The organism is Pseudomonas sp. GD04058 (assembly GCF_029836855.1).
GTDB classification, from domain to species: Bacteria; Pseudomonadota; Gammaproteobacteria; order Pseudomonadales; family Pseudomonadaceae; genus Aquipseudomonas; species Aquipseudomonas bharatica.
Genome location: NZ_JAOECN010000001.1, coordinates 335,724 through 361,093, shown reverse-complemented (window position 1 = coordinate 361,093; position 25,370 = coordinate 335,724). Strand labels below are relative to the sequence as shown.

General features: G+C 64.5%; 21 protein-coding genes. 19 read left to right on the top strand and 2 right to left on the bottom strand.

Annotated features, from left to right (window positions below; translation table 11 throughout):
• The first annotated feature begins 195 nt into the window (after positions 1-195).
• Positions 196-450 (top strand): outer membrane protein assembly factor BamE, encoded by a 255-nt coding sequence (bamE, locus tag N7650_RS01545; protein ID WP_009396124.1) that lies wholly within the window; start codon positions 196-198, stop codon positions 448-450.
• On the top strand, positions 450-1,013 hold the full coding sequence (locus N7650_RS01540; RefSeq protein WP_009396125.1) for a lipocalin family protein: 564 nt from the start codon (positions 450-452) through the stop codon (positions 1,011-1,013). The genes bamE and N7650_RS01540 overlap by 1 nt, the downstream gene beginning before the upstream one ends.
• 365 nt (positions 1,014-1,378) lie before the next feature.
• Here the strand turns inward: N7650_RS01540 and N7650_RS01535 are convergent, their stop codons facing one another.
• Positions 1,379-2,743 carry a formimidoylglutamate deiminase gene (locus N7650_RS01535; RefSeq protein ID WP_279896739.1) on the bottom strand — a complete coding sequence of 455 codons (1,365 nt, stop codon included), beginning with the start codon at positions 2,741-2,743 and terminating at the stop codon, positions 1,379-1,381.
• Between the two features lie 142 nt (positions 2,744-2,885).
• Here N7650_RS01535 and hutC point away from each other — a divergent pair, with 142 nt between their 5' ends.
• The 17 genes from hutC (at position 2,886) to N7650_RS01450 (ending at position 23,119) form a co-directional block, all read left to right on the top strand.
• Entirely contained in the window at positions 2,886-3,596 is a 711-nt protein-coding gene (gene hutC / locus N7650_RS01530) for a histidine utilization repressor (protein ID WP_167654034.1), read from the top strand.
• Complete coding sequence (locus tag N7650_RS01525; RefSeq protein ID WP_009397730.1) at positions 3,593-4,171, top strand: HutD family protein; 579 nt, start codon at positions 3,593-3,595, stop codon at positions 4,169-4,171. Before hutC ends, N7650_RS01525 begins: the two co-directional genes overlap by 4 nt.
• 320 nt (positions 4,172-4,491) lie before the next feature.
• Positions 4,492-6,171 (top strand): urocanate hydratase, encoded by a 1,680-nt coding sequence (gene hutU, locus N7650_RS01520; RefSeq protein ID WP_009397732.1) that lies wholly within the window; start codon positions 4,492-4,494, stop codon positions 6,169-6,171.
• 116 nt (positions 6,172-6,287) lie between these two features.
• Entirely contained in the window at positions 6,288-7,256 is a 969-nt protein-coding gene (locus tag N7650_RS01515; protein ID WP_279896735.1) for an ABC transporter substrate-binding protein, read from the top strand.
• Positions 7,257-7,286: 30 nt separating this feature from the next.
• The gene (locus N7650_RS01510; RefSeq protein ID WP_009397735.1) at positions 7,287-8,138 is read left to right on the top strand and encodes a proline/glycine betaine ABC transporter permease; all 852 of its coding nucleotides are present in this window, start codon (positions 7,287-7,289) and stop codon (positions 8,136-8,138) included.
• A complete protein-coding gene (locus N7650_RS01505) occupies positions 8,135-8,965 on the top strand; it encodes a glycine betaine/L-proline ABC transporter ATP-binding protein (RefSeq protein ID WP_009397736.1) in 831 nt (276 codons plus the stop codon). Before N7650_RS01510 ends, N7650_RS01505 begins: the two co-directional genes overlap by 4 nt.
• Before the next feature lie 8 nt (positions 8,966-8,973).
• The gene (gene hutH, locus N7650_RS01500) at positions 8,974-10,497 is read left to right on the top strand and encodes a histidine ammonia-lyase (RefSeq protein ID WP_279896733.1); all 1,524 of its coding nucleotides are present in this window, start codon (positions 8,974-8,976) and stop codon (positions 10,495-10,497) included.
• A gap of 21 nt (positions 10,498-10,518) precedes the next feature.
• Positions 10,519-12,054 (top strand): histidine ammonia-lyase, encoded by a 1,536-nt coding sequence (gene hutH / locus N7650_RS01495; RefSeq protein WP_009397738.1) that lies wholly within the window; start codon positions 10,519-10,521, stop codon positions 12,052-12,054.
• A gap of 15 nt (positions 12,055-12,069) precedes the next feature.
• Positions 12,070-13,275 (top strand): imidazolonepropionase, encoded by a 1,206-nt coding sequence (hutI, locus tag N7650_RS01490; protein ID WP_279896730.1) that lies wholly within the window; start codon positions 12,070-12,072, stop codon positions 13,273-13,275.
• A 9-nt stretch (positions 13,276-13,284) separates the two neighbouring features.
• The gene (hutG, locus tag N7650_RS01485; protein WP_009397742.1) at positions 13,285-14,085 is read left to right on the top strand and encodes an N-formylglutamate deformylase; all 801 of its coding nucleotides are present in this window, start codon (positions 13,285-13,287) and stop codon (positions 14,083-14,085) included.
• A gap of 297 nt (positions 14,086-14,382) precedes the next feature.
• Positions 14,383-15,354, top strand: a complete 972-nt coding sequence (gene pip, locus N7650_RS01480; RefSeq protein WP_009397744.1) for a prolyl aminopeptidase — start codon at positions 14,383-14,385, stop codon at positions 15,352-15,354.
• On the top strand, positions 15,351-15,788 hold the full coding sequence (gene dtd / locus N7650_RS01475) for a D-aminoacyl-tRNA deacylase (RefSeq protein ID WP_064302615.1): 438 nt from the start codon (positions 15,351-15,353) through the stop codon (positions 15,786-15,788). Before pip ends, dtd begins: the two co-directional genes overlap by 4 nt.
• 265 nt (positions 15,789-16,053) lie before the next feature.
• Positions 16,054-17,796, top strand: coding sequence for a glucan biosynthesis protein G (locus tag N7650_RS01470; RefSeq protein ID WP_279896726.1), 1,743 nt, complete (start codon positions 16,054-16,056; stop codon positions 17,794-17,796).
• Complete coding sequence (gene mdoH, locus N7650_RS01465) at positions 17,789-20,362, top strand: glucans biosynthesis glucosyltransferase MdoH (protein WP_279896724.1); 2,574 nt, start codon at positions 17,789-17,791, stop codon at positions 20,360-20,362. Before N7650_RS01470 ends, mdoH begins: the two co-directional genes overlap by 8 nt.
• Before the next feature lie 189 nt (positions 20,363-20,551).
• A complete protein-coding gene (locus N7650_RS01460) occupies positions 20,552-21,352 on the top strand; it encodes a transporter substrate-binding domain-containing protein (protein ID WP_279896722.1) in 801 nt (266 codons plus the stop codon).
• A gap of 77 nt (positions 21,353-21,429) precedes the next feature.
• A complete protein-coding gene (locus N7650_RS01455) occupies positions 21,430-22,392 on the top strand; it encodes an amino acid ABC transporter permease (protein ID WP_009397750.1) in 963 nt (320 codons plus the stop codon).
• Positions 22,385-23,119, top strand: coding sequence for an amino acid ABC transporter ATP-binding protein (locus N7650_RS01450; RefSeq protein ID WP_279896796.1), 735 nt, complete (start codon positions 22,385-22,387; stop codon positions 23,117-23,119). Before N7650_RS01455 ends, N7650_RS01450 begins: the two co-directional genes overlap by 8 nt.
• A 206-nt stretch (positions 23,120-23,325) precedes the next feature.
• Here N7650_RS01450 and N7650_RS01445 read toward each other — a convergent pair whose 3' ends face one another.
• A complete protein-coding gene (locus N7650_RS01445) occupies positions 23,326-25,242 on the bottom strand; it encodes a methyl-accepting chemotaxis protein (protein ID WP_279896719.1) in 1,917 nt (638 codons plus the stop codon).
• Between the last annotated feature and the right edge of the window lie 128 nt (positions 25,243-25,370).

Here is a 25,370-nt window from a genome sequence, read left to right as displayed (position 1 = left end):
GTTTCCTGCGGTTCCCCAAAGCAAAACGCCGGCATAGCCGGCGTTTTGCTATCTAGCGCCCGTCAACTTCTGCAAGGCCCATCGATCCTGCGGCTTACCGAAAGCGCACGCCTTCGGGAACCGGAGTGAGGTTTTGCCTTCTAAGCTGTCGGCAGTGGTCTGGCCCCTGTCACCTCATTCCCAGGAGTACCCCCCATGTCCGTGCGTTCCCTCGCCCTCTTGTCCCTGTGCGTGTTGCTGGCTGCCTGCAGCAAGCTCAACCAGGAGAACTATTCCAAGCTCAAGACCGGTATGACCAAGGCGGAGGTCGAGCAACTGCTGGGAAGCCCGACCGAATGTTCCGGCGCCCTGGGTGTGTCCAGCTGTACCTGGGGGGATGAAAAGACCTTCATCAGTGTCCAGTACGCTGGCGACAAGGTGCTGATGTACGCGGGGCAGGGCCTGAAATGATGCGTCGCGCTTTGCTGGCATGCTGTACCGCCCTGGCGCTGGCGGGTTGCGCCACGCCGCAGGTCGGGCCCATGCCGCCGAAGACGGTGGAAAACGTCGATTTGAAACGGTATCAGGGCAAGTGGTACGAGCTGGCCCGGCTGCCGATGTTCTTCCAGCGCGACTGCGCGCAATCCGAAGCGCATTACAACCTGCGTGCCGATGGCAGCGTGGGTGTGCTCAATCGTTGCCTGACCCTGGACGGCAAGTGGCAGGAAGCCAGCGGCAGCGCCACGCCACAGGAGCCGGGCAAGACCGACAAGCTGTGGGTGCAGTTCGATAACTGGTTCATGAAGTTGCCCGGGGCGCCGAAGGGCAACTACTGGGTACTGTATGTCAGCAGCGACTACCAGACGGCGCTGGTGGGCAATCCGGATCGCAAGTACCTGTGGCTGTTGTCGCGTACGCCGACCTTGCCGGCGGTAGAGCGCGAGAGCCTGCTGGCCAAGGCGCGGCAGCAGGGGTACGACACCACCCGCCTGGTATGGCGGGTGTCGGACCGGGACATCGCGCGCAAGCCCTGAGATTTTGTGGTGTTCTTTCGGGCCCTATCGCTGGCAAGCCAGCTCCCACAGGTACTGCACAGACCTCAAGATTTGTGCTGATTTGTGGGAGTCCGCCCAGCCTTTCAGGCTGCGCTGTCGCGCAGAGAACAGTTCCAAAGCACGACGCGTACCCTGTGGGAGCGGGTTCACCCGCGATTGCGGTAGTGAATTCACAATAGCAATCGCGGGTGAACCCGCTCCCACAAGGTCCCTGCAAATCAAAGAGTTATGTTTTGTTCTATGAGAGTTGGCTTGCCAGAGATGAGGCCCTGATATTCAAACCTGAATTCGCAGTGCACGCGGTCCTTGTGGGAGCTGGCTTGCCAGCGATAGGGCCCTTAGGTTCAACCGAGCAATTCCCTCAGTACCCGGCCAAACGCCTCGGCACTGTCCTCTTCACCAGCATGCCGCCCCTGCTGCACCACCCAAACCCCGTTCACCATCACATCCCGAACCTGCCGATCCCCACCGGCGAACAACCAGCGGTTCAAGATACTGTCGCCATCGGCCACCGCCAGGTACGGATCCCGCCCGTCCAGCACGATCCAGTCGGCCCGCTTGCCCACCGCCAATTCGCCGATCGGCTGCCCCAGCGCCTGGGCGCCGCCATCGAGCGCTGCATCGAACAAGGTCCGCCCGACCATCGGCTGCGCCGCGCCATACAGGCGGTTGCGCCGCTGATCCCGCAGACGCTGGCCATACTCCAGCCAGCGCAATTCCTCGACCACGCTCAGCGACACATGGCTGTCCGAGCCGATGCCCAGGCGCCCGCCCTGGGCGAGGAAATCCACGGCCGGGAAGATCCCGTCGCCGAGGTTCGCCTCGGTGGTCAGGCACAGGCCGGCAATCGCCCGGCTCCGGGCCATCGCCGCCACCTCATCTGCCTCGGCATGGGTGGCATGCACCAGGCACCAACGCTCGTCCACCGCGACGTTCTCATACAGCCACTGCAATGGTCGCCGCCCGCTCCAGGCCAGGCAGTCGTCGACTTCCTTCTGCTGCTCGGCGATATGGATATGCACCGGGCAGGCCGTGTCGCTGGCGGCCAGGACGGTGGCGATCTGCTCTGGCGTCACCGCCCGCAGCGAGTGGAAGCACAGGCCCAGTGCCTGGGCCGGTTGTGCGGCCAGCACGGGTTTCAGGCGCGATTGCAGTTCAAGGTATTGGTCGGTGCTGTTGATAAAGCGCCGCTGCCCGTCGTTCGGCGCCTGGCCGCCGAAGCCGGAGTGGCTGTAGAGCACCGGCAGCAGGGTCAGGCCGATCCCGCTGTGGCTCGCCGCTGCACTGATTCGCCGCGACAGTTCCAGCGGATCGGCGTAGGCCTGGCCCTGGGGGGCGTGATGCACATAGTGGAATTCCGCCACCGAGGTATACCCGGCCTTGAGCATCTCGATGTACAGCTGGCGCGCGATGATTTCGAGCTGTTCCGGGCTGATCTTGCCCACCAGCCGGTACATCAGTTCGCGCCAGGTCCAGAAGCTGTCGTTCGGGTTGCCCGCCACTTCCGCCAGCCCGGCCATCGCGCGCTGGAAGGCATGCGAATGCAGGTTGGGCATTCCCGGCAGGAGCGGGCCGCCGAGTTTTTCCGCGCCGTCCGGTGAAGCACCGGCCTGGATCGACGTCAGTACGCCGTTCGCGTCAACCTCGATTCGGACCTGTTTCGCCCAGCCGCTGGGCAGCAACGCACGTTCGGCAAAGTACACGGACATCGACACGGCACTCCGTTCTGTTATTTGTATATACATATACAGACGTTTGCCTGCCCGGTAAACTCCGGCAAGCTACCGTTCATTCAATAGAACAAGGACTTTTCCAGTGCCGAAACCTCCTGTCTCCACGCTGGTTGCCCAGATGGGCGAGGGGCCGGCGCCGCTGTATGCCCGGGTCAAGCAGATGATCGTCCAGCAGATCGAGAGCGGCACCTGGCCGCCCCATCATCGGGTGCCTTCGGAAAGCGAACTGGTCGCCGAGCTGGGCTTCAGCCGCATGACCATCAACCGTGCCCTGCGCGAACTCACCGCCGAAGGGCTGCTGGTGCGCATGCAGGGCGTCGGAACCTTCGTGGCGGAACCCAAGACCCATTCGGCATTGTTCGATGTGCACAACATCGCCGACGAAATCTCCGCCCGCGGCCACCAGCACAGTTGCAAGGTGGTGACCCTGGCCGAGGAAGCCGCCGGTTCCGAGCGTGCCCTGGCCCTGGACATGCGCGAGGGGCAGCGGGTTTTCCACTCGTTGATCGTGCATTACGAAAACGGCGTGCCGGTGCAGATCGAAGACCGCTACGTCAATGCGCAGATCGCCCCGGACTACCTCAAGCAGGACTTCACCCGGCAGACCCCCTACGCCTATCTGTCCCAGGTCGCGCCGCTGACCGAGGGCGAGCACGTGGTCGAGGCGATTCTCGCCGATGCCTATGAATGCAGCCTGCTGCAGATCGAACACAGCGAGCCGTGCCTGCTGATCCGCCGGCGCACCTGGTCGGGCCGCCAGCCGGTGACTGCCGCGCGCCTGATCCACCCCGGCTCCCGCCATCGCCTCGAAGGACGCTTCAGCAAATGACCGAGTTGACCCTGTTACGCGCCGCCGATTATCCGCGCATGCCGTGGAAGAACGGTGGCGGCAGTACCGAAGAAATCACCCGCGACGCCGGCCAGGGCCTGGATGGGTTCGGCTGGCGCCTGTCGATCGCCGATATCGGTGAGTCGGGGGATTTCTCCAGCTTCGCCGGTTACCAGCGGATCATCACCGTGCTGCAAGGCGATGGCATGGTCCTGGAAGTCGACGGCCAGCCGAGCCGCGTGCTGCTGCCGTTCGACGCCTACGGGTTCAGTGGTGCCAGCCAGGTCAGTTGCCGCCTGCTGGGCGGGCCGATCCGCGATTTCAACCTGATCTACGCACCGCAGCGTTACCGCGCGCGGGTGCAGTGGTTCAGCGGCTATGCCCGTGTATTCACCTCGGCCAGCACCGTGCTGCTGTTCAGCGCCCAGCCGGCGCTGCAGGTCGGGATCAGTGGTCAACCCGGTCAGGCCCTCGGCCTGTACGACTGCCTCTATCTCAAGGACAACCAGCAACTGCGCGAACTGGATATCACCGGCCGCTGCTGCCTGATCGAACTGATCGCTGTTTCCGGGTAACGCACCAGCGCCGCACATTTTGTTACTGAATGCCCCAAGGTGGCGCAACGCCACCTTGCTTCTCGCACCGCCCTCCAGCTTTTTCCCTCTCCCTCTGCAAGATTTCCCGGCCTTGTCGCACAAGGGCTGTAGCCCTGTGCGGAATTTTTTCATTAAGCGTTTCCCGGGATTGGCAATTCAATTGCATATGCTTGTATGTACAAGTAAAGATGTGTGCGTATGAGTGGACAGGCCATCCCCTCGACGCCGTTAGCAAACCGGTATCACCGCTGGCCCACTGCCTGGGTTTGGACTGGATAGATCGCTCGAGGAGCCCTTTCGTGACTGACAACAACCTGAACAAATTCCGTGACGTCGAAATCCGCGCCCCGCGCGGCACCAGGCTGACCGCCAAGAGCTGGCTGACCGAAGCGCCGCTGCGGATGCTGATGAACAACCTCGACCCGGAAGTGGCGGAGAACCCCAAGGAACTGGTGGTGTACGGTGGTATCGGCCGTGCGGCGCGCAACTGGGCGTGCTACGACAAGATCGTCGAGAGCCTGACCAACCTGAATGACGACGAGACCCTGCTGGTGCAGTCCGGCAAGCCGGTCGGCGTGTTCAAGACCCACGCCAACGCCCCTCGTGTACTGATCGCCAACTCCAACCTGGTGCCGCACTGGGCCAACTGGGAACACTTCAACGAACTGGATGCCAAGGGCCTGGCCATGTATGGCCAGATGACCGCCGGCAGCTGGATCTACATCGGCAGCCAGGGCATCGTCCAGGGCACCTACGAAACCTTCGTCGAAGCCGGTCGCCAGCACTACAACGGCAACCTCAAGGGCAAATGGGTACTGACCGCCGGCCTCGGCGGCATGGGCGGCGCCCAGCCACTGGCCGCGACCCTGGCCGGTGCCTGTTCGCTGAACATCGAATGCCAGCAGAGCCGCATCGACTTCCGCCTGTCCAGCCGCTACGTCGACGAACAGGCCAAGGACCTCGATGACGCCCTGGCGCGCATCGCCAAGTACACCGCCGAAGGCAAGGCCATCTCCATCGCCCTGCTGGGCAACGCGGCGGAAATCCTCCCGGAGCTGATCAAGCGCGGCGTGCGCCCGGACATGGTCACCGACCAGACCAGCGCCCATGATCCGCTCAACGGCTACCTGCCTGCCGGCTGGACCTGGGAGCAGTACCGCGACCGCGCGAAAACCGAGCCTGCCGCCGTGGTCAAGGCCGCCAAGCAATCCATGGCCGTGCACGTCCAGGCCATGCTCGAGTTCCAGAAACAGGGCATCCCGACCTTCGACTACGGCAACAACATCCGTCAGATGGCCAAGGAAGAGGGCGTGGCCAATGCCTTCGACTTCCCCGGCTTCGTCCCGGCCTATATCCGTCCGCTGTTCTGCCGCGGCATCGGCCCGTTCCGCTGGGCCGCGCTGTCCGGCAATGCCGAGGACATCTACAAGACCGACGCCAAGGTCAAGGAACTGATCCCCGACGACGCCCACCTGCACAACTGGCTGGACATGGCCCGCGAGCGCATCAGTTTCCAGGGCCTGCCGGCGCGTATCTGCTGGGTCGGCCTGGGCCAGCGCGCCAGGCTCGGCCTGGCGTTCAACGAAATGGTCCGTCGTGGCGAGCTGTCGGCGCCTATCGTTATCGGACGCGATCACCTGGACTCCGGCTCGGTTTCCAGCCCGAACCGTGAAACCGAAGCCATGAAGGACGGCTCCGATGCCGTGTCCGACTGGCCGCTGCTCAACGCCCTGCTGAACACCGCCAGCGGTGCCACCTGGGTCTCGCTGCACCACGGCGGTGGCGTGGGCATGGGCTTCTCCCAGCACTCGGGCATGGTCATCGTCTGCGACGGTACCGATGAAGCGGCCGAGCGTATCGCCCGCGTGCTGACCAACGACCCGGGCACCGGCGTGATGCGCCACGCCGATGCCGGTTACGACATTGCAATCGAGTGTGCCAAAGAGCAGGGCCTGAACCTGCCGATGATCACCGGCTGATCCGCGTTGCCGGGGCCGCCATGCACGGCCCCGGCCACAGCGGCGTTTCATGGAAGGGACGACCGGAAGGCCTCTGAACTGCCGATATCCACTTTCCTGATTGGGAGCGTCATGCAATGAAAACCAACAAGACCCTGCTTGCGTCGCTGTGTGCCCTTGGCCTGTTGAGCCTGTCCGGCGTGAGCCAGGCCGCCGGCTGGTGCGAATCCGGCAAACCGGTGAAGTTCGCCGGCCTGAACTGGGAAAGCGGCATGCTGCTGACCGATGTCATGCAGTTCGTCCTGAAGAACGGCTACGGCTGCGAAACCGACAGCCTGCCGGGCAACTCCATCACCATGGAAAACGCCCTGGGCACCAATGACATCCAGGTCTTCGCCGAAGAGTGGGTGGGCCGCAGCGAGGTCTGGAAGAAGGCCGAGGCCGCCGGCAAGGTGGTTGGCGTCGGCGCGCCGGTGGTGGGGGCGATCGAAGGCTGGTACGTGCCGCGCTATGTGATCGAAGGCGACGCCAAGCGCAAGCTGGAGGCCAAGGCGCCGAACCTCAAGGCCATCGCCGATCTCGGCCAGTACGCGGCGCTGTTCAAGGACCCGGAGGAGCCTTCCAAGGGGCGCTTCTACAATTGCCCGGCCGGCTGGACCTGCGAGCTGGACAATACCGAAATGCTCAAGGACTACGGCCTGGACAGCAGCTATACCAATTTCCGTCCGGGCACCGGCCCGGCACTGGATGCGGCGGTGCTGTCGAGCTACAAGCGCGGCGAGCCGATCCTCTTCTACTACTGGACCCCGACTCCGCTGATGGGCCAGGTCGACCTGGTCAAGCTGGACGAAAAGCCCGGCGTCGACAAGAGCGTGAGCATCAAGGTCGGCCTGTCGAAAGCCTTCCATGAAGGCGCTCCGGAACTGGTCGCGGTGCTGCAGAAGGTCAACCTGCCCCTCGACCTGCTCAACCAGAACCTGGCGCGCATGAGCAAGGAGCGCATCGAGTCGCCGAAGCTGGCCAAGGCCTTCCTCAAGGAACATCCTGAAGTCTGGCATGCATGGGTCAGCGAGGACGCGGCGAAGAAGATCGACGCAGCGCTCTGAGCAAACCCGACCACCTGATGAGTGAACCCTATGTTCCCCGAAAAACTTACCTTCTCCATCGCCGACTGGGTCAACGGCTGGGTCGATGCGCTGGTGACCAACTACGGTGATGTATTCCGGCAGATCTCCGACACCCTGCTGTGGGCCATCGTCAATCTCGAAGGCCTGCTGCGGGCCACGCCCTGGTGGCTGATGCTGGCGATCGTCGCCGGTATCGCCTGGCATGCCACCCGCCGTGCGCTGCCGACCCTGGTGATCGTCGGCCTGCTGTTCCTGGTAGGTGCCGTGGGGCTGTGGGACAAGCTCATGCAGACCCTGGCGCTGATGCTGGTGGCGACGCTGATCTCGGTGCTGATCGGCATTCCCCTGGGCATCCTGTCGGCGCGCAGCGACCGCCTGCGTTCGATCCTCATGCCGCTGCTCGACATCATGCAGACCATGCCCAGCTTCGTGTACCTGATCCCGGTGCTGATGCTGTTCGGCCTGGGCAAGGTGCCGGCGATCTTCGCTACGGTGATCTACGCGGCGCCACCGCTGATCCGCCTGACCGACCTGGGCATTCGCCAGGTCGATGGCGAGGTCATGGAAGCGATCAACGCCTTCGGTGCCAACCGCTGGCAGCAGTTGTTCGGCGTGCAGCTGCCGCTGGCGCTGCCGAGCATCATGGCCGGGATCAACCAGACCACCATGATGGCCCTGTCGATGGTGGTGATCGCTTCGATGATCGGTGCCCGTGGTCTGGGCGAGGACGTGCTGGTGGGCATCCAGACCCTGAACGTCGGTCGTGGCCTGGAAGCCGGGCTGGCAATCGTGATTCTCGCGGTGGTGATCGACCGCATTACCCAGGCCTACGGCCGGGCGCGGCATGAGGTGAGCAAATGAGTACGGCGGCGATGAACAAGATCGAAGTGAAGAACGTGTTCAAGATCTTCGGCCAGCGCGCGGACGAAGCGCTGCAACTGATCCGCGAATCCCACAGCAAGGAGCAGGTGCTGGCCAAGACCGGCTGCGTGGTCGGGGTCAACGACCTGTCGCTGTCCATCGGTGCTGGCGAGATCTTCGTCATCATGGGCCTGTCCGGCTCGGGCAAATCAACCCTGGTGCGCCACTTCAACCGCCTGATCGACCCCACCAGCGGGGCGATCCTGGTGGATGGCGAGGACATCATGGGCTACGACATGGAAGCCTTGCGCCAATTCCGCCGGCGCAAGATCAGCATGGTGTTCCAGAGCTTCGGCCTGCTGCCGCACAAGACCGTGCTGGAAAACGTCGCCTACGGGCTCAAGGTGCGTGGCGAGAGCAAGCAACTGTGCGCCGAGCGCGCCCAGCACTGGATCACCACCGTGGGCCTCAAGGGCTACGAGAAGTCCTGGCCACACCAGTTGTCCGGCGGTATGCGCCAGCGCGTGGGCCTGGCCCGGGCCCTGGCGGCGGATACCGACATCATCCTCATGGACGAAGCCTTCAGCGCCCTCGACCCGCTGATCCGCGCCGAGATGCAGGACCAGTTGCTGGAGCTGCAAAAGACCCTGAACAAGACCATCGTCTTCATCACCCACGACCTCGATGAAGCCGTGCGCATCGGCAACCGCATCGCGATCCTCAAGGACGGCCGCCTGATCCAGGTCGGCACGCCGCGGGAGATCCTCCATTCGCCGGCCGACGAATACGTCGACCGCTTCGTCCAGCGCCGCGCCGCCACCGTATGAGGACCGTCATGCAGCAACCCGAAAATGTCGTGATCGCCGACGCCCCGCTGCGCTGGCAGGACATCGTCGCCGTGGCCCGCCACGGTGCCCGCCTGGCCCTGGCCGATAGTGCCTGGGCACGGATCGAGAATGCCCAGGCCATCGTCCGGCGCATCGTCGACAGCGGCGAGCGCGCCTACGGCGTCAATACCGGCCTGGGCGCGTTGTGCAACGTCGCCCTGGAAGGCGAGCAACTGCGCCGGCTGTCGAGCAACACCTTGCTCAGCCATGCCTGCGGGGTCGGGCCGGTGCTCGCCGACGAGCAGACCCGGGCGATCATCTGCGCCGCCATCGTCAACTACAGCCACGGCAAGTCCGGGATCCAGCGGCCGGTAGTGGAAATGCTCCTGGCCTTGCTGGAGCGCGGTATCACCCCGCAGGTGCCGTCCCAGGGCTCTGTGGGTTACCTGACCCATATGGCCCATGTCGGCATCTGCCTGCTGGGCGTGGGCAAGGTCAGTTATCGCGGGCAGATCGTCGAGGCGGCCGAAGCGTTGGCCGAGGAAGGCCTGAAACCGGTGGTGCTTGGCGCGAAGGACGGCCTGTGCCTGGTCAACGGCACGCCGTGCATGACTGGCTTGAGCTGCCTGGCTTTGGCCGATGCCGGCCACCTGCTGCAATGGGCTGATATCGTCTCGGCCATGAGCTTCGAGGCGCTGCGCGGGCAGATCGCCGCGTTCGATGCCGACATCATCGCGCTCAAGCCGCATCCGGGCATGCAGCAGGTCGGTGCCAACCTGCGGGCCTTGCTCGACGGCAGCGAAGTGATCGCCAGCAGCAAGGGCATCCGCACCCAGGACGCCCTGAGCATCCGTTCCATTCCCCAGGTTCACGGCGCTGCCCGCGACCAGCTTGCCCACGCCGCACGGCAGATCGAAACCGAACTCAACTCGGCTACCGACAACCCCTTGCTGCTGGGCACTCCGGACAATTTCCGGGTGATGTCCCAGGCCAACCCCCACGGCCAGTCGGTGGCGATGGCCGCCGACCTGCTGGCGATTGCCGTGGCCGAGACCGGCTCGATCGCCGAGCGCCGCCTCGATCGCCTGGTCAACCCGCATGTCAGCGGGCTGCCGGCGTTCCTCGTCAGCGAACCGGGAGTCAATTCCGGGATGATGATCGTCCAGTACGTCGCCGCTTCGCTGTGCGCGGAAAACCGCCAGCTGGCCCAGCCGGCAGTTGTGGATAACTACGTCACCTCCGGCCTGCAGGAAGACCATCTGAGCCTCGGCACCAGTGCCGCGCTCAAGCTGCACAAAGCCCTGGAAAACTGCACGCAGATCCTCGCCATCGAGTACCTGCTGGCGGCCCAGGCCTTCGAATTTCTCAAGGAGCAGCGCTTTGGCGCCGGTACCCAACGCGCCTGGCAACTGCTGCGCGAACAGGTCCCGGCCTACCAGCAGGACCGCTGGCTGGCGCCGGACATCGCCCGTGCGGCCGCGTTGCTCAAACAGCCGCAGGGCCCTCGGCACGTGCTGCCGACCCTGCTCTGACCTCATACAAGGAGCCTGAACATGCAAGTCTTCAACCTGATTCCCGGCCAGGTCAGCCTCGCCGAACTGCGCGGCATCTACAAAACCCCCGCGCGCCTGAGCCTGGTGGCCAGCGCTGCGGCGCAGATCGAGGCCAGCGTCGCCTGTGTCGAGCGGATCCTCGCCGAGGATCGCACCGCCTATGGCATCAATACCGGTTTCGGCCTGCTGGCTTCGACCCGCATCGCCAGCCACGACCTGGAAAACCTGCAGCGCTCGCTGGTCCTGTCCCATGCCGCGGGCATCGGCGCGCCGCTGGACGACGCCATGGTCCGGCTGATCATGGTGCTCAAGATCAACAGCCTGAGCCGCGGCTTCTCGGGGATCCGCCGGGTGGTGATCGATGCGCTGATCGCCCTGGTCAATGCCGAGGTCTACCCGCATATCCCGCTGAAAGGCTCGGTGGGTGCGTCCGGCGACCTGGCGCCGCTGGCGCATATGTCGTTGGTGTTGCTGGGTGAAGGCAAGGCCCGGCACAAGGGCGAATGGCTGTCGGCCGTGGATGCACTGGCGATCGCCGGCCTCAAGCCGCTGACCCTGGCGGCGAAAGAGGGGCTGGCGCTGCTTAACGGCACCCAGGCCTCGACCGCCTATGCCCTGCGCGGCCTGTTCGAAGCCGAAGACCTGTTCGCCGCTGCCATCGCCTGCGGCGGCCTGACCGTCGAAGCGGTGCTCGGCTCGCGCTCGCCGTTCGATGCCCGCATCCATGCCGCCCGTGGCCAGCGCGGGCAGATCGACGCGGCGGCCTGCTACCGCGACCTGCTCGGCGAAGGCAGCGAGGTGTCCGCTTCCCATGAACACTGCGGCAAGGTCCAGGATCCGTACTCCCTGCGCTGCCAGCCGCAGGTCATGGGCGCCTGCTTGACCCAGTTGCGCCAGGCCGCCGAAGTGCTGGCCATCGAAGCCAACGCCGTTTCCGACAACCCGTTGGTGTTCGCCGAGCAGGGCGATGTGGTTTCCGGTGGCAACTTCCACGCCGAGCCGGTGGCCATGGCCGCCGACAACCTGGCCCTGGCCATCGCCGAGATCGGCTCGCTGAGCGAGCGGCGCATCTCGCTGATGATGGACAAGCACATGTCGCAGTTGCCGCCGTTCCTGGTGGAAAACGGCGGGGTCAACTCCGGTTTCATGATTGCCCAGGTCACCGCTGCCGCCCTGGCCAGTGAGAACAAGGCGCTGTCCCACCCGCACAGCGTCGACAGCCTGCCCACTTCGGCCAACCAGGAAGACCACGTGTCCATGGCCCCTGCGGCCGGCAAGCGCCTGTGGGAGATGGCCGAGAACACCCGCGGCATCCTCGCCATCGAATGGCTCGGCGCCTGCCAGGGCCTGGACCTGCGCACCGGGCTGAAGACCTCGGTCAAGCTGGAGCAGGCGCGCAAGACCCTGCGCGATCGCGTACCGCACTACGACAAGGACCGCTTCTTCGCCCCGGATATCGAGATTGCCGTCGAACTGCTGGCCGAAGCTCGCCTGACCGGCCTGCTGCCGGGCGGCGTGCTGCCGAGCCTGGACTGAGCGGGGGCACGAGCAATGAAGACCCTCTGGCAGCACTGCCATGTGGCGAGCATGGCCAACGGCAGCTACTCGATCATCGAGGATGCGGCCATCGTCACTTTCGGCGGGCGTATCGACTGGATCGGGCCGCGCGGCTCGCTACCGGACATTGGCGAGGCAAGCCGGGTGGACCTGGGCGGCGCCTGGGTCACGCCCGGGTTAATCGACTGCCACACCCATACGGTGTTTGGCGGTAATCGCAGCGGCGAATTCGAACAGCGCCTGCTGGGCGTCAGCTACGCCGAGATCGCCGCCCAGGGCGGCGGTATCGCCAGCACCGTGCGTGCAACCCGCGCCGCCAGCGAAGACGAACTGTATGCCAGCGCCCTGCGCCGGGTGCGGGCGCTGATGCGTGACGGGGTGACGACGCTGGAGATCAAGTCCGGCTACGGCCTCGACCTGGAAAACGAGCGCAAGATGCTCAGGGTCGCCCGCCGCCTCGGCGAAACCCTGCCGCTGACCGTGCGCGCCACCTGCTTGGCGGCCCACGCGTTGCCGCCGGAATACAAGGACCGCAGCGACGACTACATCGCCCACATCTGCGAAGTGATGCTCCCGGCCCTGGCCGCCGAGGGGCTGGTGGATGCGGTGGACGCCTTCTGTGAATACCTGGCGTTCTCGCCGGAGCAGGTCGAGCGGGTGTTCATCAAGGCGCAGGAACTGGGCCTGCCGATCAAGCTGCATGCCGAACAGTTGTCGTCCCTGGCGGGTTCCAGCCTGGCGGCGCGGTATCACGGGCTGTCCGCCGATCACCTGGAGTTCATGACCGAGGGCGACTGCATCGCCATGGCCGCCGCCGGCACCGTCGCCGTTTTGCTGCCCGGTGCCTTCTATTACCTGCGGGAAACCCAGCTGCCTCCGATGGATGCCCTGCGCAAGCACGGGGTAAAGATCGCCATCGCCAGCGACCTCAACCCCGGCACCTCGCCGGCGCTGTCGCTGCGGCTGATGTTGAACATGGCCTGCACCCTGTTCCGCATGACCCCGGAAGAGGCACTGGCTGGCGTGACCACCCATGCCGCCACGGCGCTGGGGCTGGGCGACAGCCATGGCACGCTGGAAGTGGGCAAGGTCGCCGACTTCGTTGCCTGGGATATCGAGCGTCCAGCCGACCTTGCCTACTGGCTCGGCGGTGAACTGGACAAGCGCGTGGTGCGCCACGGCGTCGAACTGACTGATTGAGGCACGACGATGGACAAGGTTCTGAGTTTTCACCAGGGCAGGCTGCCGCTGCTGGTCAGCATGCCCCACGCCGGCCTGAAGCTGACCCCGGCGGTACGCGACGGGTTGGTTCCGGCGGCCCGCAGCCTGCCGGATACCGACTGGCACATCCCGCGGCTGTACGACTTCGTCCGCGGCATGGGCGCCAGCGTGGTGGCGGCGGAGTATTCGCGCTTCGTCATCGACCTGAACCGGCCCGAGGATGACCAGCCGCTGTATGTCGGCGCGACTACCGGGTTGTTCCCAGCGACGCTGTTCGACGGCGAGCCGCTGTTCGAGCACGGCAAGGTGCCGTCGGCGGCCGAGCGGGCGGGTTATCTGGAAAGCATCTGGCGGCCCTATCACGACACCTTGCGCAACGAACTGGCGCGGTTGAAGGCGGAGTTTGGTTATGCGCTGCTGTGGGATGCGCATTCGATCAGGTCCCATGTGCCGCATCTGTTCGACGGGAAACTGCCGGACTTCAACCTGGGCACGTTCAACGGCGCGAGCTGCGATGCTGAACTGGCCGAGCGGTTGAAGGCAGTGTGTGCCGGGGCGCTGGGCTATACCCATGTGCTGAACGGGCGCTTCAAGGGCGGGCATATCACCCGGCATTACGGCGATCCGGCGCAGGATATCCATGCAGTGCAACTGGAGCTGGCGCAGAGCACATATATGGAGGAGGTTGAGCCATTTACCTATCGGGAGGATCTGGCGGAGCCGACGCAGGGGGTGTTGCGCGGATTGCTGGAAGAGGTTCTGGGCTGGGCTCAGCGGCGATACAACTGACGCAATCGCTGGCAAGCCAGCTCCCACAGGTACGGCGCCGCTTTCAAGGAAGGTGGTGAACCTGTGGGTGGCTTTGCCAGTGATACACATGATTACCTGAAGAACACTTGACCACCGGGGCATGCTTCACGGTGTCCGCAGCGCCGCAAAACCCTGTGGGAGCTGGCTTGCCAGCGATGAGGCCCCGGAGCGCAGCATATGATTACCTGAACAACACTTGACCCAACGGGGCATGCTCAAAGCGCATTTCGGGTTTATGATGCCGAACGGCCGAACAATTCCCACACGGAGTGCGTAATGCAGACCTTGTACCCACAGATCAAACCCTACGCCCGGCACGATCTGGCAGTCGAAGCACCGCATGTGCTGTACGTCGATGAAAGTGGTTCACCGGAAGGTCTGCCGGTGGTGTTCATCCACGGTGGCCCCGGCGCCGGCTGCGATGCGCAGAGCCGTTGCTACTTCGATCCCACCGTCTACCGCATCATTACCTTCGACCAGCGGGGCTGCGGCCGCTCCACGCCCCACGCCAGCCTGGAAAACAACACCACCTGGCACCTGGTCGAAGACCTCGAGCGCATCCGCAAGCACCTTGGTATCGAGAAGTGGGTGCTGTTCGGCGGCTCCTGGGGCTCGACCCTGGCCCTGGCCTACGCCCAGACCCACCCCGAGCGCGTCCATGGCCTGATCCTGCGCGGCATCTTCCTGTGTCGCCCACAGGAAATCGAATGGTTCTACCAGGCTGGCGCCAGCCGCCTGTTCCCGGACTACTGGCAGGACTACATCGCGCCGATCCCCCTGGAAGAGCGCGACAACCTGGTCCAGGCCTTCCACAAGCGCCTTACCGGCAATGACCAGATCGCCCAGATGCATGCGGCCAAGGCCTGGTCCACCTGGGAGGGCCGCACCGCGACGCTGCGTCCGAACCCGCTGGTGGTCGACCGTTTCTCCGAGCCGCAGCGCGCGCTGTCCATCGCCCGTATCGAATGCCATTACTTCGTCAACAACGCCTTCCTCGAAGAAAACCAGCTGATCCGCGACATGCCGAAGATCGCTCACCTGCCGGCGGTGATCGTGCACGGCCGCTACGACGTGATCTGCCCGCTGGACAACGCCTGGGAACTGCACCAGGCCTGGCCGAACAGTGAGCTGAAGGTGATCCGTGATGCCGGGCATGCCGCTTCCGAGCCGGGCATCACCGATGCCCTGGTGCGCGCCGCCGACCAGATGGCCCGGCGCCTGCTCGACCTGCCTCTGGAAGAAGCGTGAAGGGCCTGTTGCAACGGGTGCGTGGCGCCCGGGTGGAGGTAGAAGGGGAAATCGTCGGTTCGATCGACCAGGGCCTGCTGGTGCTGGTCGCGGTGGAGCCCGGCGACACCCCGGAGCATGCCGACAAGCTCCTGCACAAGCTGCTCAACTATCGGGTCTTCAGCGACCCGCAGGGCAAGATGAACCTTTCCCTCAAGGACATCGACGGCGGCCTGCTGCTGGTGTCGCAGTTCACCCTCGCCGCCGATACCCGCAGCGGCCTGCGTCCGAGCTTCTCCACTGCCGCGCCACCGGCCCTCGGCGCCGAGCTGTTCGACTACCTTCTGGCCCAGGCGAGGCTCAAGCACGGCACTGTCGGCAGCGGTCGATTCGGCGCCGACATGCAGGTTCATCTGGTCAATGATGGCCCCGTAACATTTATGTTACAAATATGAAGACAAAATTCCCCCTGTTTGCAGGAAAACAAGGGGTTTGGCAGCAAAAATAGTTGGCTGGCCCTGATGCGTTGTAACGCCGCCTGCTAGATAATCGCGCGCTACACAGGGCCGGCATTCGACGGCCTGTTTAACCTTGACTCGAGAACTGTACGGAACCGTTTGGGGAATCATTGAGCCCTTTCGGAGTCCGAACAGTGCTCGCCAACCCGGCATGTGTCGCTGGCCGTTGGTTCTTTAGATCAGTATTCGGCGAGGGTTGCTCGTGATTGTAAGTCCCTTTGATGCTCCAAGAACGCCTGCCAGCCGGCTGCGCAAGGCCCTGATCGCGGGTTCGGCACTGATGTGCCTGCTCGGCTCCGGCCAGCTCTGGGCGTTCAACCTTGACGATGTCGCGGCCAAGGCGAAGGACCTGGCCGGGCAAAAGTACGAAGCACCGAAAAGCAATCTGCCGGCCGTGTTCCGCGACATGAAGTTCGCTGACTACCAGAAGATTCGTTTCCGCGCCGACAAGGCCGAGTGGGCCGGGGAGAAGACGCCGTTCGAGCTGTCCTTCTACCACCAGGGCATGCACTTCGACACTCCGGTGAAAATCAACGAAGTCACCGCCACCACCGTCGAAGAAATCAAGTACGACCCGAGCCGCTTCGACTTCGGCGACCTGCAGTTCGATGCCAAGGCCACCGAGAAGCTGGGCTACGCCGGTTTCCGCGTTCTCTACCCGATCAACAAGGCGGACAAGCAGGACGAGATCATGACCCTGCTCGGCGCCAGCTACTTCCGCGTGGTCGGCAAGGGCCAGGTGTATGGCCTGTCGGCCCGCGGCCTGGCGATCGACACCGCGCTGCCGTCCGGCGAAGAATTCCCGCGCTTCACCGAGTTCTGGGTCGAGCGCCCGAACGCCAACGACAAGCACCTGGTGATCTACGCGCTGCTGGATTCGCCGCGCTCCACCGGCGCCTACAAGCTGATCCTGCGTCCGGGATCCGACACCATCGTCGATGTGCAGTCGAAAGTCTTCCTGCGTGACCACGTCAGCCGCCTGGGCATCGCCCCGCTGACCAGCATGTACCTGTTCGGCAGCAACCAGCCGTCCCGCGTGCCGAACTACCGTCCTTCGCTGCACGACTCCGAAGGCCTGTCGATCCATGCCGGCAACGGCGAATGGCTGTGGCGTCCGCTGAACAACCCGAAACACCTGGCCGTCAGCAACTTCAGCGTGGAAAACCCGCGTGGCTTCGGTTTGCTGCAGCGCAATCGCGCTTTCAGCTTCTTCGAAGACCTGGATGACAACTACCAGAAGCGTCCAAGCACCTGGATCGAGCCGAAGGGCGACTGGGGCAAGGGCACCGTCGACCTGGTCGAGATCCCGACCGCCGACGAGACCAACGACAACATCGTGGCCTTCTGGAGCCCGGAAAAACTGCCGGAGCCAGGCACCCCGATCGAATACGAATACCGCCTGCACTGGACCATGGACGAGTCGGAGTTCCACTCGCCAGACCTCGGCTGGGTCAAGCAGACCATGCGTTCAACCGGCGACGTCAAGCAATCCAACCTGATTCGCCAGCCTGACGGCAGCGTGGCCTTCCTGGTCGATTTCGAAGGCCCCGCCCTCGCCAAGCTCCCGGAAGACACCGCGGTGCGCAGCCAGGTCAGTCTCGACGACAACGCCGAGCTGGTGGAAAACAACCTGCGCTATAACCCTGAAATCAAGGGCTGGCGCCTGACCCTGCGGATGAAGGTCAAGGATCCGGGCAAGGCCGTGGAAATGCGCGCTGCCCTGGTTCGTGATGTACCGGTCGAGCCGGCCAAGCCTGAAAAGCAGGAAGAGCCGAAGAAACAGGAAAAACCTGCCAAGCATGACAAGGCTGCGGCGAAAACCGCCAAGGCCGAGCAACCTGCCGAGCAGCCTGCCGCCGAAGCGGCGCCCACCACCGAGGCCCCGGCCACCACCGAACAGGTGCTGACCGAGACCTGGAGCTATCAGTTGCCTGCCGATGAGTAACTCTTCAGCACGGCCGGAACCACTCGTCGAGTATCTGGCCCACCTTCCACTGAGCGACGAGCAGCGGGCGGAACTCGCCAGCTGCAACTCGTTCAGCGAGTTGCACCAGCGCCTGTCGGCGCACCCGGCCCCTGCCAATGCCGAACCCACCCAGGGTTCGGTAGGCAGCCGGCTGAACCTGCTCACGGCTACCGATATGGAAGAGGTCGAGATGCTCGGCCTCGACGCCAACGGCCGGGTCTGCCTCAAGGCGACCCCGCCGATCCGGCGCACCCGGGTGGTGCCCGAGCCGTGGCGGACCAACATCCTCGTGCGCGGCTGGCGCCGGCTGACCGGGCGCACCAACGCCCCGGCCCCGGAAAAACGCGAGCTGCCGGCGGCGCGCTGGCGCTGGGTCGGCTCCGTGCGCCGCTATATCCTGCTGGCCCTGATGATCGGCCAGACGCTGGTCGCCGGCTGGTACATGAAAGGCATCCTGCCGTACCAGGGCTGGTCCTTCGTCGATCTCGAAGAGGTCATGCACCAGCCGCTGTTGCAGACTGCAACGCAGGTCTGGCCGTATGCCCTGCAGACCAGCATCCTGATCCTGTTCGGCATCCTGTTCTGCTGGGTCTCGGCCGGTTTCTGGACCGCGCTGATGGGCTTCCTCGAACTGCTCACCGGGCGCGACAAGTACCGCATTTCCGGAAGCAGCGCCGGCAACGAGCCGATCGAGAAGGGCGCGCGCACCGCGCTGGTCATGCCGATCTGCAACGAAGACGTACCACGGGTGTTCGCCGGCCTGCGCGCCACCTTCGAGTCCGTTGCCGCCACCGGTGACCTGGACCGTTTCGACTTCTTCGTCCTCAGCGACACCAACGACACCGACATCGCCGTGGCCGAGCAACAGGCGTGGCTGGATGTCTGCCGCGAAACCAACGGTTTCGGGCGGATCTTCTACCGCCGCCGGCGTCGCCGCGTGAAGCGCAAGAGCGGCAACCTCGACGACTTCTGCCGTCGCTGGGGCAGCGACTACCGCTACATGGTGGTACTCGACGCGGACAGCGTGATGAGCGGCGAATGCCTGACCAGCCTGGTGCGCCTGATGGAGGCCAACCCGGACGCCGGGATCATCCAGACCGCGCCGAAGGCTTCGGGCATGGACACCCTGTATGCGCGCATGCAGCAGTTCGCTACCCGCGTGTACGGCCCGCTGTTCACCGCCGGCCTGCACTTCTGGCAACTGGGCGAGTCGCACTATTGGGGGCACAACGCGATCATCCGCATGAAGCCCTTCATCGAGCACTGCGCCCTGGCGCCGTTGCCGGGCAAGGGCGCCTTCGCCGGTGCGATTCTCTCCCACGACTTCGTCGAAGCCGCGCTGATGCGCCGTGCCGGTTGGGGCGTGTGGATCGCCTACGACCTGCCGGGCAGCTACGAAGAACTGCCGCCGAACCTGCTCGACGAGCTCAAGCGTGACCGTCGCTGGTGCCACGGCAACCTGATGAACTTCCGCCTGTTCCTGGTCAAGGGCATGCACCCGGTGCACCGCGCGGTGTTCCTGACCGGGGTGATGTCCTACCTGTCGGCGCCGTTGTGGTTCTTCTTCCTGGTGCTGTCGACGGCACTGCTGGCCACCAACACCCTGATGGAGCCGCAGTACTTCCTCGAACCACGCCAGTTGTACCCGCTGTGGCCGCAATGGCATCCGGAGAAGGCCATCGCGCTGTTCTCCACCACCATCGTGCTGCTGTTCCTGCCCAAGCTGCTCAGCGTCATCCTGATCTGGGCCAAGGGCGCGACCGAGTTCGGCGGGCGCATCAAGGTCACCCTGTCGATGCTCCTGGAGATGCTGTTCTCCATGCTGCTGGCGCCGGTGCGAATGATCTTCCACACCCGTTTCGTGCTCGCCGCGTTCCTCGGCTGGGCCGCGACCTGGAACTCGCCGCAGCGTGACGACGATTCCACGCCGTGGAGCGAAGCGGTGCGCAGGCATGGCCCGCAGACCCTGCTGGGCGTGGCCTGGGCCCTGCTGGTGGCCTGGCTGAACCCGAGCTTCCTGTGGTGGCTGGTGCCTATCGTCGGTTCGCTGACCCTGTCGATCCCGGTCTCGGTGATCTCCAGCCGGGTCAACCTGGGGCTGCGCGCCAAGGACGAGAAGCTGTTCCTGATTCCCGAGGAGTACTCGACGCCCCAGGAACTGCTGGCGACCGACCAGTACACCCACGAGAACCGCTGGCACGCACTGAAGGACGGTTTCGTCCGCGCCGTGGTCGATCCGAAGCAGAACGCCCTGGCCTGTGCCCTGGCGACTGCCCGCCATCGCACCGTCGAACCGATCGAGGCGCTGCGCGCCGAGCGTATCGCCAAGGCCCTGCAGGTCGGCCCGTCCGGGTTGGACGGCAATACCCGCCTGGCCCTGCTCAGCGATCCGGTGGCCCTGGCGCGCCTGCACGAGCAGGTCTGGGCCGAGCAGAACGCGGCCTGGCTGGACCCATGGCGCAAGTCGATCGCCAGCGATCCGCACTCGCCGCTGCTGCCGCTGCATCCCGAGCCGGCGCCGCAGCCGGCCCTGGCCAACGCCTGACCCGCAACGGGGCGACATTCGTCGCCCCGTTTGCGTTTTCTGGTATCAATGAGTAACAAAGTCTTCACGGACGCTAGGTCCCGTGCCGCTCATGCGTTAGCATCCCACCCCGACTATGGCGCGTCGTCTGTAGGACTTTTCGCGCGCACAATAAAATTCGAGCGGTTTCCTGTTTTGGGGGAAGTGGTGATGTTCAAAAAGTATCTGTCGATGCTGCTGGCCGGCGTCGCGGCCGCCTTGGCGGTGGGCTCGGCACACGCCGGTGCGATCGATGACGCGGTCAAGCGCGGCACCCTGCGCGTCGGCATGGACCCGACCTACATGCCCTTCGAGATGACCAACAAGCGTGGCGAGATCATCGGCTTCGAAGTGGACATCCTCAAGGCCATGGCCAAGTCCATGGGCGTCAAGCTGGAGCTGGTGTCCACTGCCTACGACGGCATCATCCCGGCCCTGATGACCAACAAGTTCGACATGATCGGCAGCGGCATGACCCTGACCCAGGAGCGCAACCTCAAGCTGAACTTCAGCGAGCCCTTCATCGTCGTCGGCCAGACCCTGCTGATCCGCAAGGAACTGGAAGGCAAGATCAAGTCGTACAAGGACCTGAACAGCGCCGAATACCGCCTGACCTCCAAGCTGGGCACCACCGGCGAAATGATCGCCAAGAAACTGATCGGCAAGGCACAGTACCACGGCTACGACAACGAGCAGGAAGGCGTGCTGGACGTGGTCAACGGCAAGGCCGACGCCTTCGTCTACGATGCGCCTTACAACGTCGTCGCCCTGACCAAGGTCGGCAACGGCAAGCTGGTCTACCTGGACGAGCCGTTCACCTACGAGCCGCTGGCCTTCGGCCTGAAGAAGGGCGACTACGACAGCATCAACTTCATCGATAACTTCCTGCACCAGATCAAGCACGACGGCACCTACGAGCGGATCCACGACAAGTGGTTCAAGAAGACCGAATGGCTGAAGGACATGGAATAAGGCCCAGGCTCCACGCCCAGGCTTGAAACCCGACGCGCAGGCTTGTCCTGCGCGTTCGCATTTACGGAACCCTCAACGTGATCAAACACAAGAAAGCCCAGTGGCCCTGGCACGGGCTGACCGCGCTGGTCCTGGTCGGACTGGCGCTGAGTCTGTATTTCGCTACCTCGATGATTTCCTACGAGTGGCGCTGGAACCGTGTACCGCAGTACTTCGCCTACCAGGCCGAAGAAGCCCATCGCGCTGCCGGCTACGGCACGGTGCAGGAGATCGTGCGCAAGGGCGACAGCGCCGTGGTGACCCTGCGTGACGAAGACGGCAACGACCAGGTGCTGGAAGTCGACCAGGCCAGCGTGCAGCTGTCCCAGGGCGATGATGTGGCCGAAGGCGATCTGATCGGCCTGACCCACCATTGGGCCGCCGGCCCGCTGGCCTGGGGCCTGTGGACCACCGTCTGGATCTCCGTGGCGTCGGGCATCGCCGGTCTGGTGATCGGCCTGTTCGCCGGGCTGTGCCGGCTGTCTAGCAACCCGACCCTGCGCGACCTGTCCACCGTCTATGTCGAGCTGGTTCGCGGTACGCCGCTGCTGGTGCAGATCTTCATCTTCTACTTCTTCATCGGCACCGTGCTCAACCTGTCCCGGGAGTTCGCCGGGGTGGCGGCGCTGGCGCTGTTCACCGGCGCCTATGTGGCCGAGATCGTCCGGGCCGGCGTGCAGTCCATCGCCAAGGGGCAGGGCGAGGCGGCACGTTCACTGGGCCTGAACGCTTCGCAGTCGATGCGCCACGTGATCCTGCCGCAGGCATTCAAGCGCGTGTTGCCGCCGCTGGCCGGGCAATTCATCAGCCTGGTCAAGGACACCTCGCTGGTCTCGGTGATCGCCATCACCGAACTGACCAAGAGCGGCCGCGAAGCGATCACTACCTCGTTCTCCACCTTCGAGATCTGGTTCTGCGTCGCCGGGCTGTACCTGCTGATCAACCTGCCGCTGTCGCACTTCGCCAGCCGGCTCGAGCGGAGGCTTGCGCAAAGTGATTGAAGTCCGTGATCTGACCAAAGTCTTCGATACGCGCGGCATGGTGGTGCGCGCCGTGGATAACGTCACCACCCAGGTCGCCCGTGGCGAAGTGCTGGTGGTGCTCGGCCCGTCGGGCTCGGGCAAATCGACCTTCCTGCGCTGCCTTAACGGCCTGGAGTCCTTCGACGCCGGCAGCGTCGCCATCGACGGCCTGCAACTGGCCGACCCGAAGACCGATATCAACGCCTATCGCCGTGAAGTCGGCATGGTGTTCCAGCACTTCAACCTGTTCCCGCACATGACCGTGCTGGAGAACCTGTGTCTGGCACAGAAGGTCGTGCGCAAGCGCAGCAAGGCCGAGCGCGAAGCCAAGGCGAAAGCCTTGCTGGAGAAGGTGGGGATCGGGCAGAAGGCCAACGAATACCCGTCGCGGCTCTCGGGCGGCCAGCAGCAGCGGGTGGCGATCGCCCGGGCGCTGGCGATGGACCCGAAGGTCATGCTGTTCGATGAGCCGACCTCGGCGCTCGACCCGGAAATGGTCGGTGAGGTACTGGACGTGATGAAGACCCTGGCCCAGGAAGGCATGACCATGGTCTGCGTGACCCATGAAATGGGCTTTGCCCGGGAAGTGGCGGACCGTGTGCTGTTCTTCGATCACGGCAAGCTGCTGGAGGATTCGCCGCCGGAGCAGTTCTTTACTGCCCCCAAGGACCTGCGGGCCCAGGCCTTCCTCCGCCAGGTTCTCTAAGCTTCTTCGCTCTTCCGGGCCCTATCGCTGGCAAGCCAGCTCCCACAGGTGCTTCGTTGCTCTGGAGAGCAGTGTGACCCTGTGGGTAGCAGTTCTTCACTGCCCCCAACCACCTGAGGGCCTTCCGCTCCCACAGGTATCGCGTGCACCGCGGACCCTGTGGGAGCTGGCTTGCCAGCGATAGGGCCATCAGCCACACCGATGGATTACAGGCGGAACCGCGATACCAGCGACTGCAAATGCGTCCCCAACCGCGCCAGCTCCACGCTGGACGCCGCCGTTTCCTCACTCGCCGCCGCCGTCTGATCCGATACATCCCGCACGTTCATCACGCTGCGGTTGATTTCTTCGGCTACCGCACTCTGCTGCTCTGCCGCCGCAGCAATCTGCTGGTTCATCGCCTGGATCGACGACACGGTCCTGGTAATGGTTTCCAGCGAAACCCCGGCGCTGCGGGTCAGTTGCACACTGCTGTCGGTCAGGCTGCGGCTGTTGTCCATCACCGTCGCCACCTGCTGGGTGCCGTTCTGCAAGCCGGCGATCAGTTCCTCGATTTCCTCGGTGGACTGCTGGGTGCGCTGCGCCAGGCTGCGCACTTCATCGGCGACCACGGCGAAGCCGCGTCCGGCCTCGCCGGCACGGGCCGCTTCGATGGCGGCATTGAGGGCCAGCAGGTTGGTCTGCTCGGCCACCGACTTGATCACGTCCAGTACGCTGCCGATTTTCGCGCTTTCCGTCTTCAGGTCATTCATCGCGGCGCTGGAGTTGTCCACTTCCTTGGCCAGGCGCTCGATCTGGGCGATGGCCTCGGCCACCACGCGGTCGCCCTCGCGGGCCTGGTTGTCGGCCATCTTCGCCGCCTCGGAAGCCTCTTCGGCATTGCGCGCGACTTCATGCACGGTGGCCGCCATTTCGTTCATGGCAGTGGCAACCTGATCGGTCTCGACCTTCTGGTTGTTGACCCCGGCACTGGTCTGCTCGGTGACCGCCGACAGTTCTTCGGCAGCGCTGGCGATCTGGGTGACGCCGTCGCCGATGCCGCCGATCAGCTCGCGCAGGTTCAGCGTCATGCGTTGCATGCTGCGCTGCAACTGGCCCAGCTCGTCGCGGCGCTGGTCGGTGAGGTCATGGCTGAGGTCGCCGCTGGCGATACGGTCCACGGCGCTCAGGGTTTGCCGTAGCGGCACGACGATCTGCCGGGTGATGGCCCAGGAGGCGAGGATACCGAAGGCCAGGGCCAGCAGCGTGGCCAGGCCGAGCATGGACTTGGCGTGCTGCGTCTCGTTGTCGCGAATCCGGGTCTGGGATTGGGTCAGTTCCATGCTCAGGTCGAGCAGGCGATTGCCCAGCTTGCCCATTTCGGCCAGGGATTTGTCGCTGGCCTGCTGGGCGTTGCCGATCTGGACCACAGCGCCCCGGTAGGCGCCCAGCGCCTCGGCAGCCGTGCCCAGGTTGGCCTGATGGTCCGCAGGTACCTTGCCGGGCAGCGCTTTTATCAGCGCCAGGGCCTCGTCGATAGCGGTCAGTGCGGTGGCCTGGAATTCTTCCTTGCCGCTGTAGGTGTAGCCACGCACCTGGAAGCGCGCCTGCTGCAACAGCTTCGCGGTTTCCACGGCGTTGTTGAAGATGACGATGTCGCCGTTCTGCAGCAGGCCCTGCTGCACTTGGTCGAGCAGCGCGGCGGCCTTGTCGGCGCTGCTGCCGAGAATGGCGCGGGCGGCTTCGCGGGCATCGGCGGCGCGCTTGAGGTCGGCGAAGGCACTCTCGTAGCCGCGCAATGCCTGGCTTTGCTGGGCCAGGCGCTGGCTGTCCTCGGGCTCCTTGACGCCCTTGCTCACCCGCTCCAGGGTCGCGCCGAGCGTCGTCATGGCCTTTTCCACCTGGGCGGTGGAAGCCGCGTCACGGTTGTGTTCGTAGGTCTGCCTGGCAATCCGTAGGGCCTGGGTGCCCTGGTACACCTCGGAGATCTCGCCGAGCTTGTCGCCCCGGCCGATCACGCCACTCAGGCCCTGCCAACCGGTGAAGGTAATGGCGAGGGTCAGCAGCAGCACGATGCTGAAGCCGATCCCCAATTTGCGATTGACGCTCACATTCCCCAGGTGCTGGGCCATCCAACGGTACATGCGGTAACTCCGGTTCTGTCAGGCGAGGCAGATTTATTTTGCTTGTTCGTCTGAATCGGCCCGGGATGGCAAAACTGAAGGAGGCAAAAGCGCCCAAACGGGGGCCGAAGAGGTAGCCGTTAGTCGTA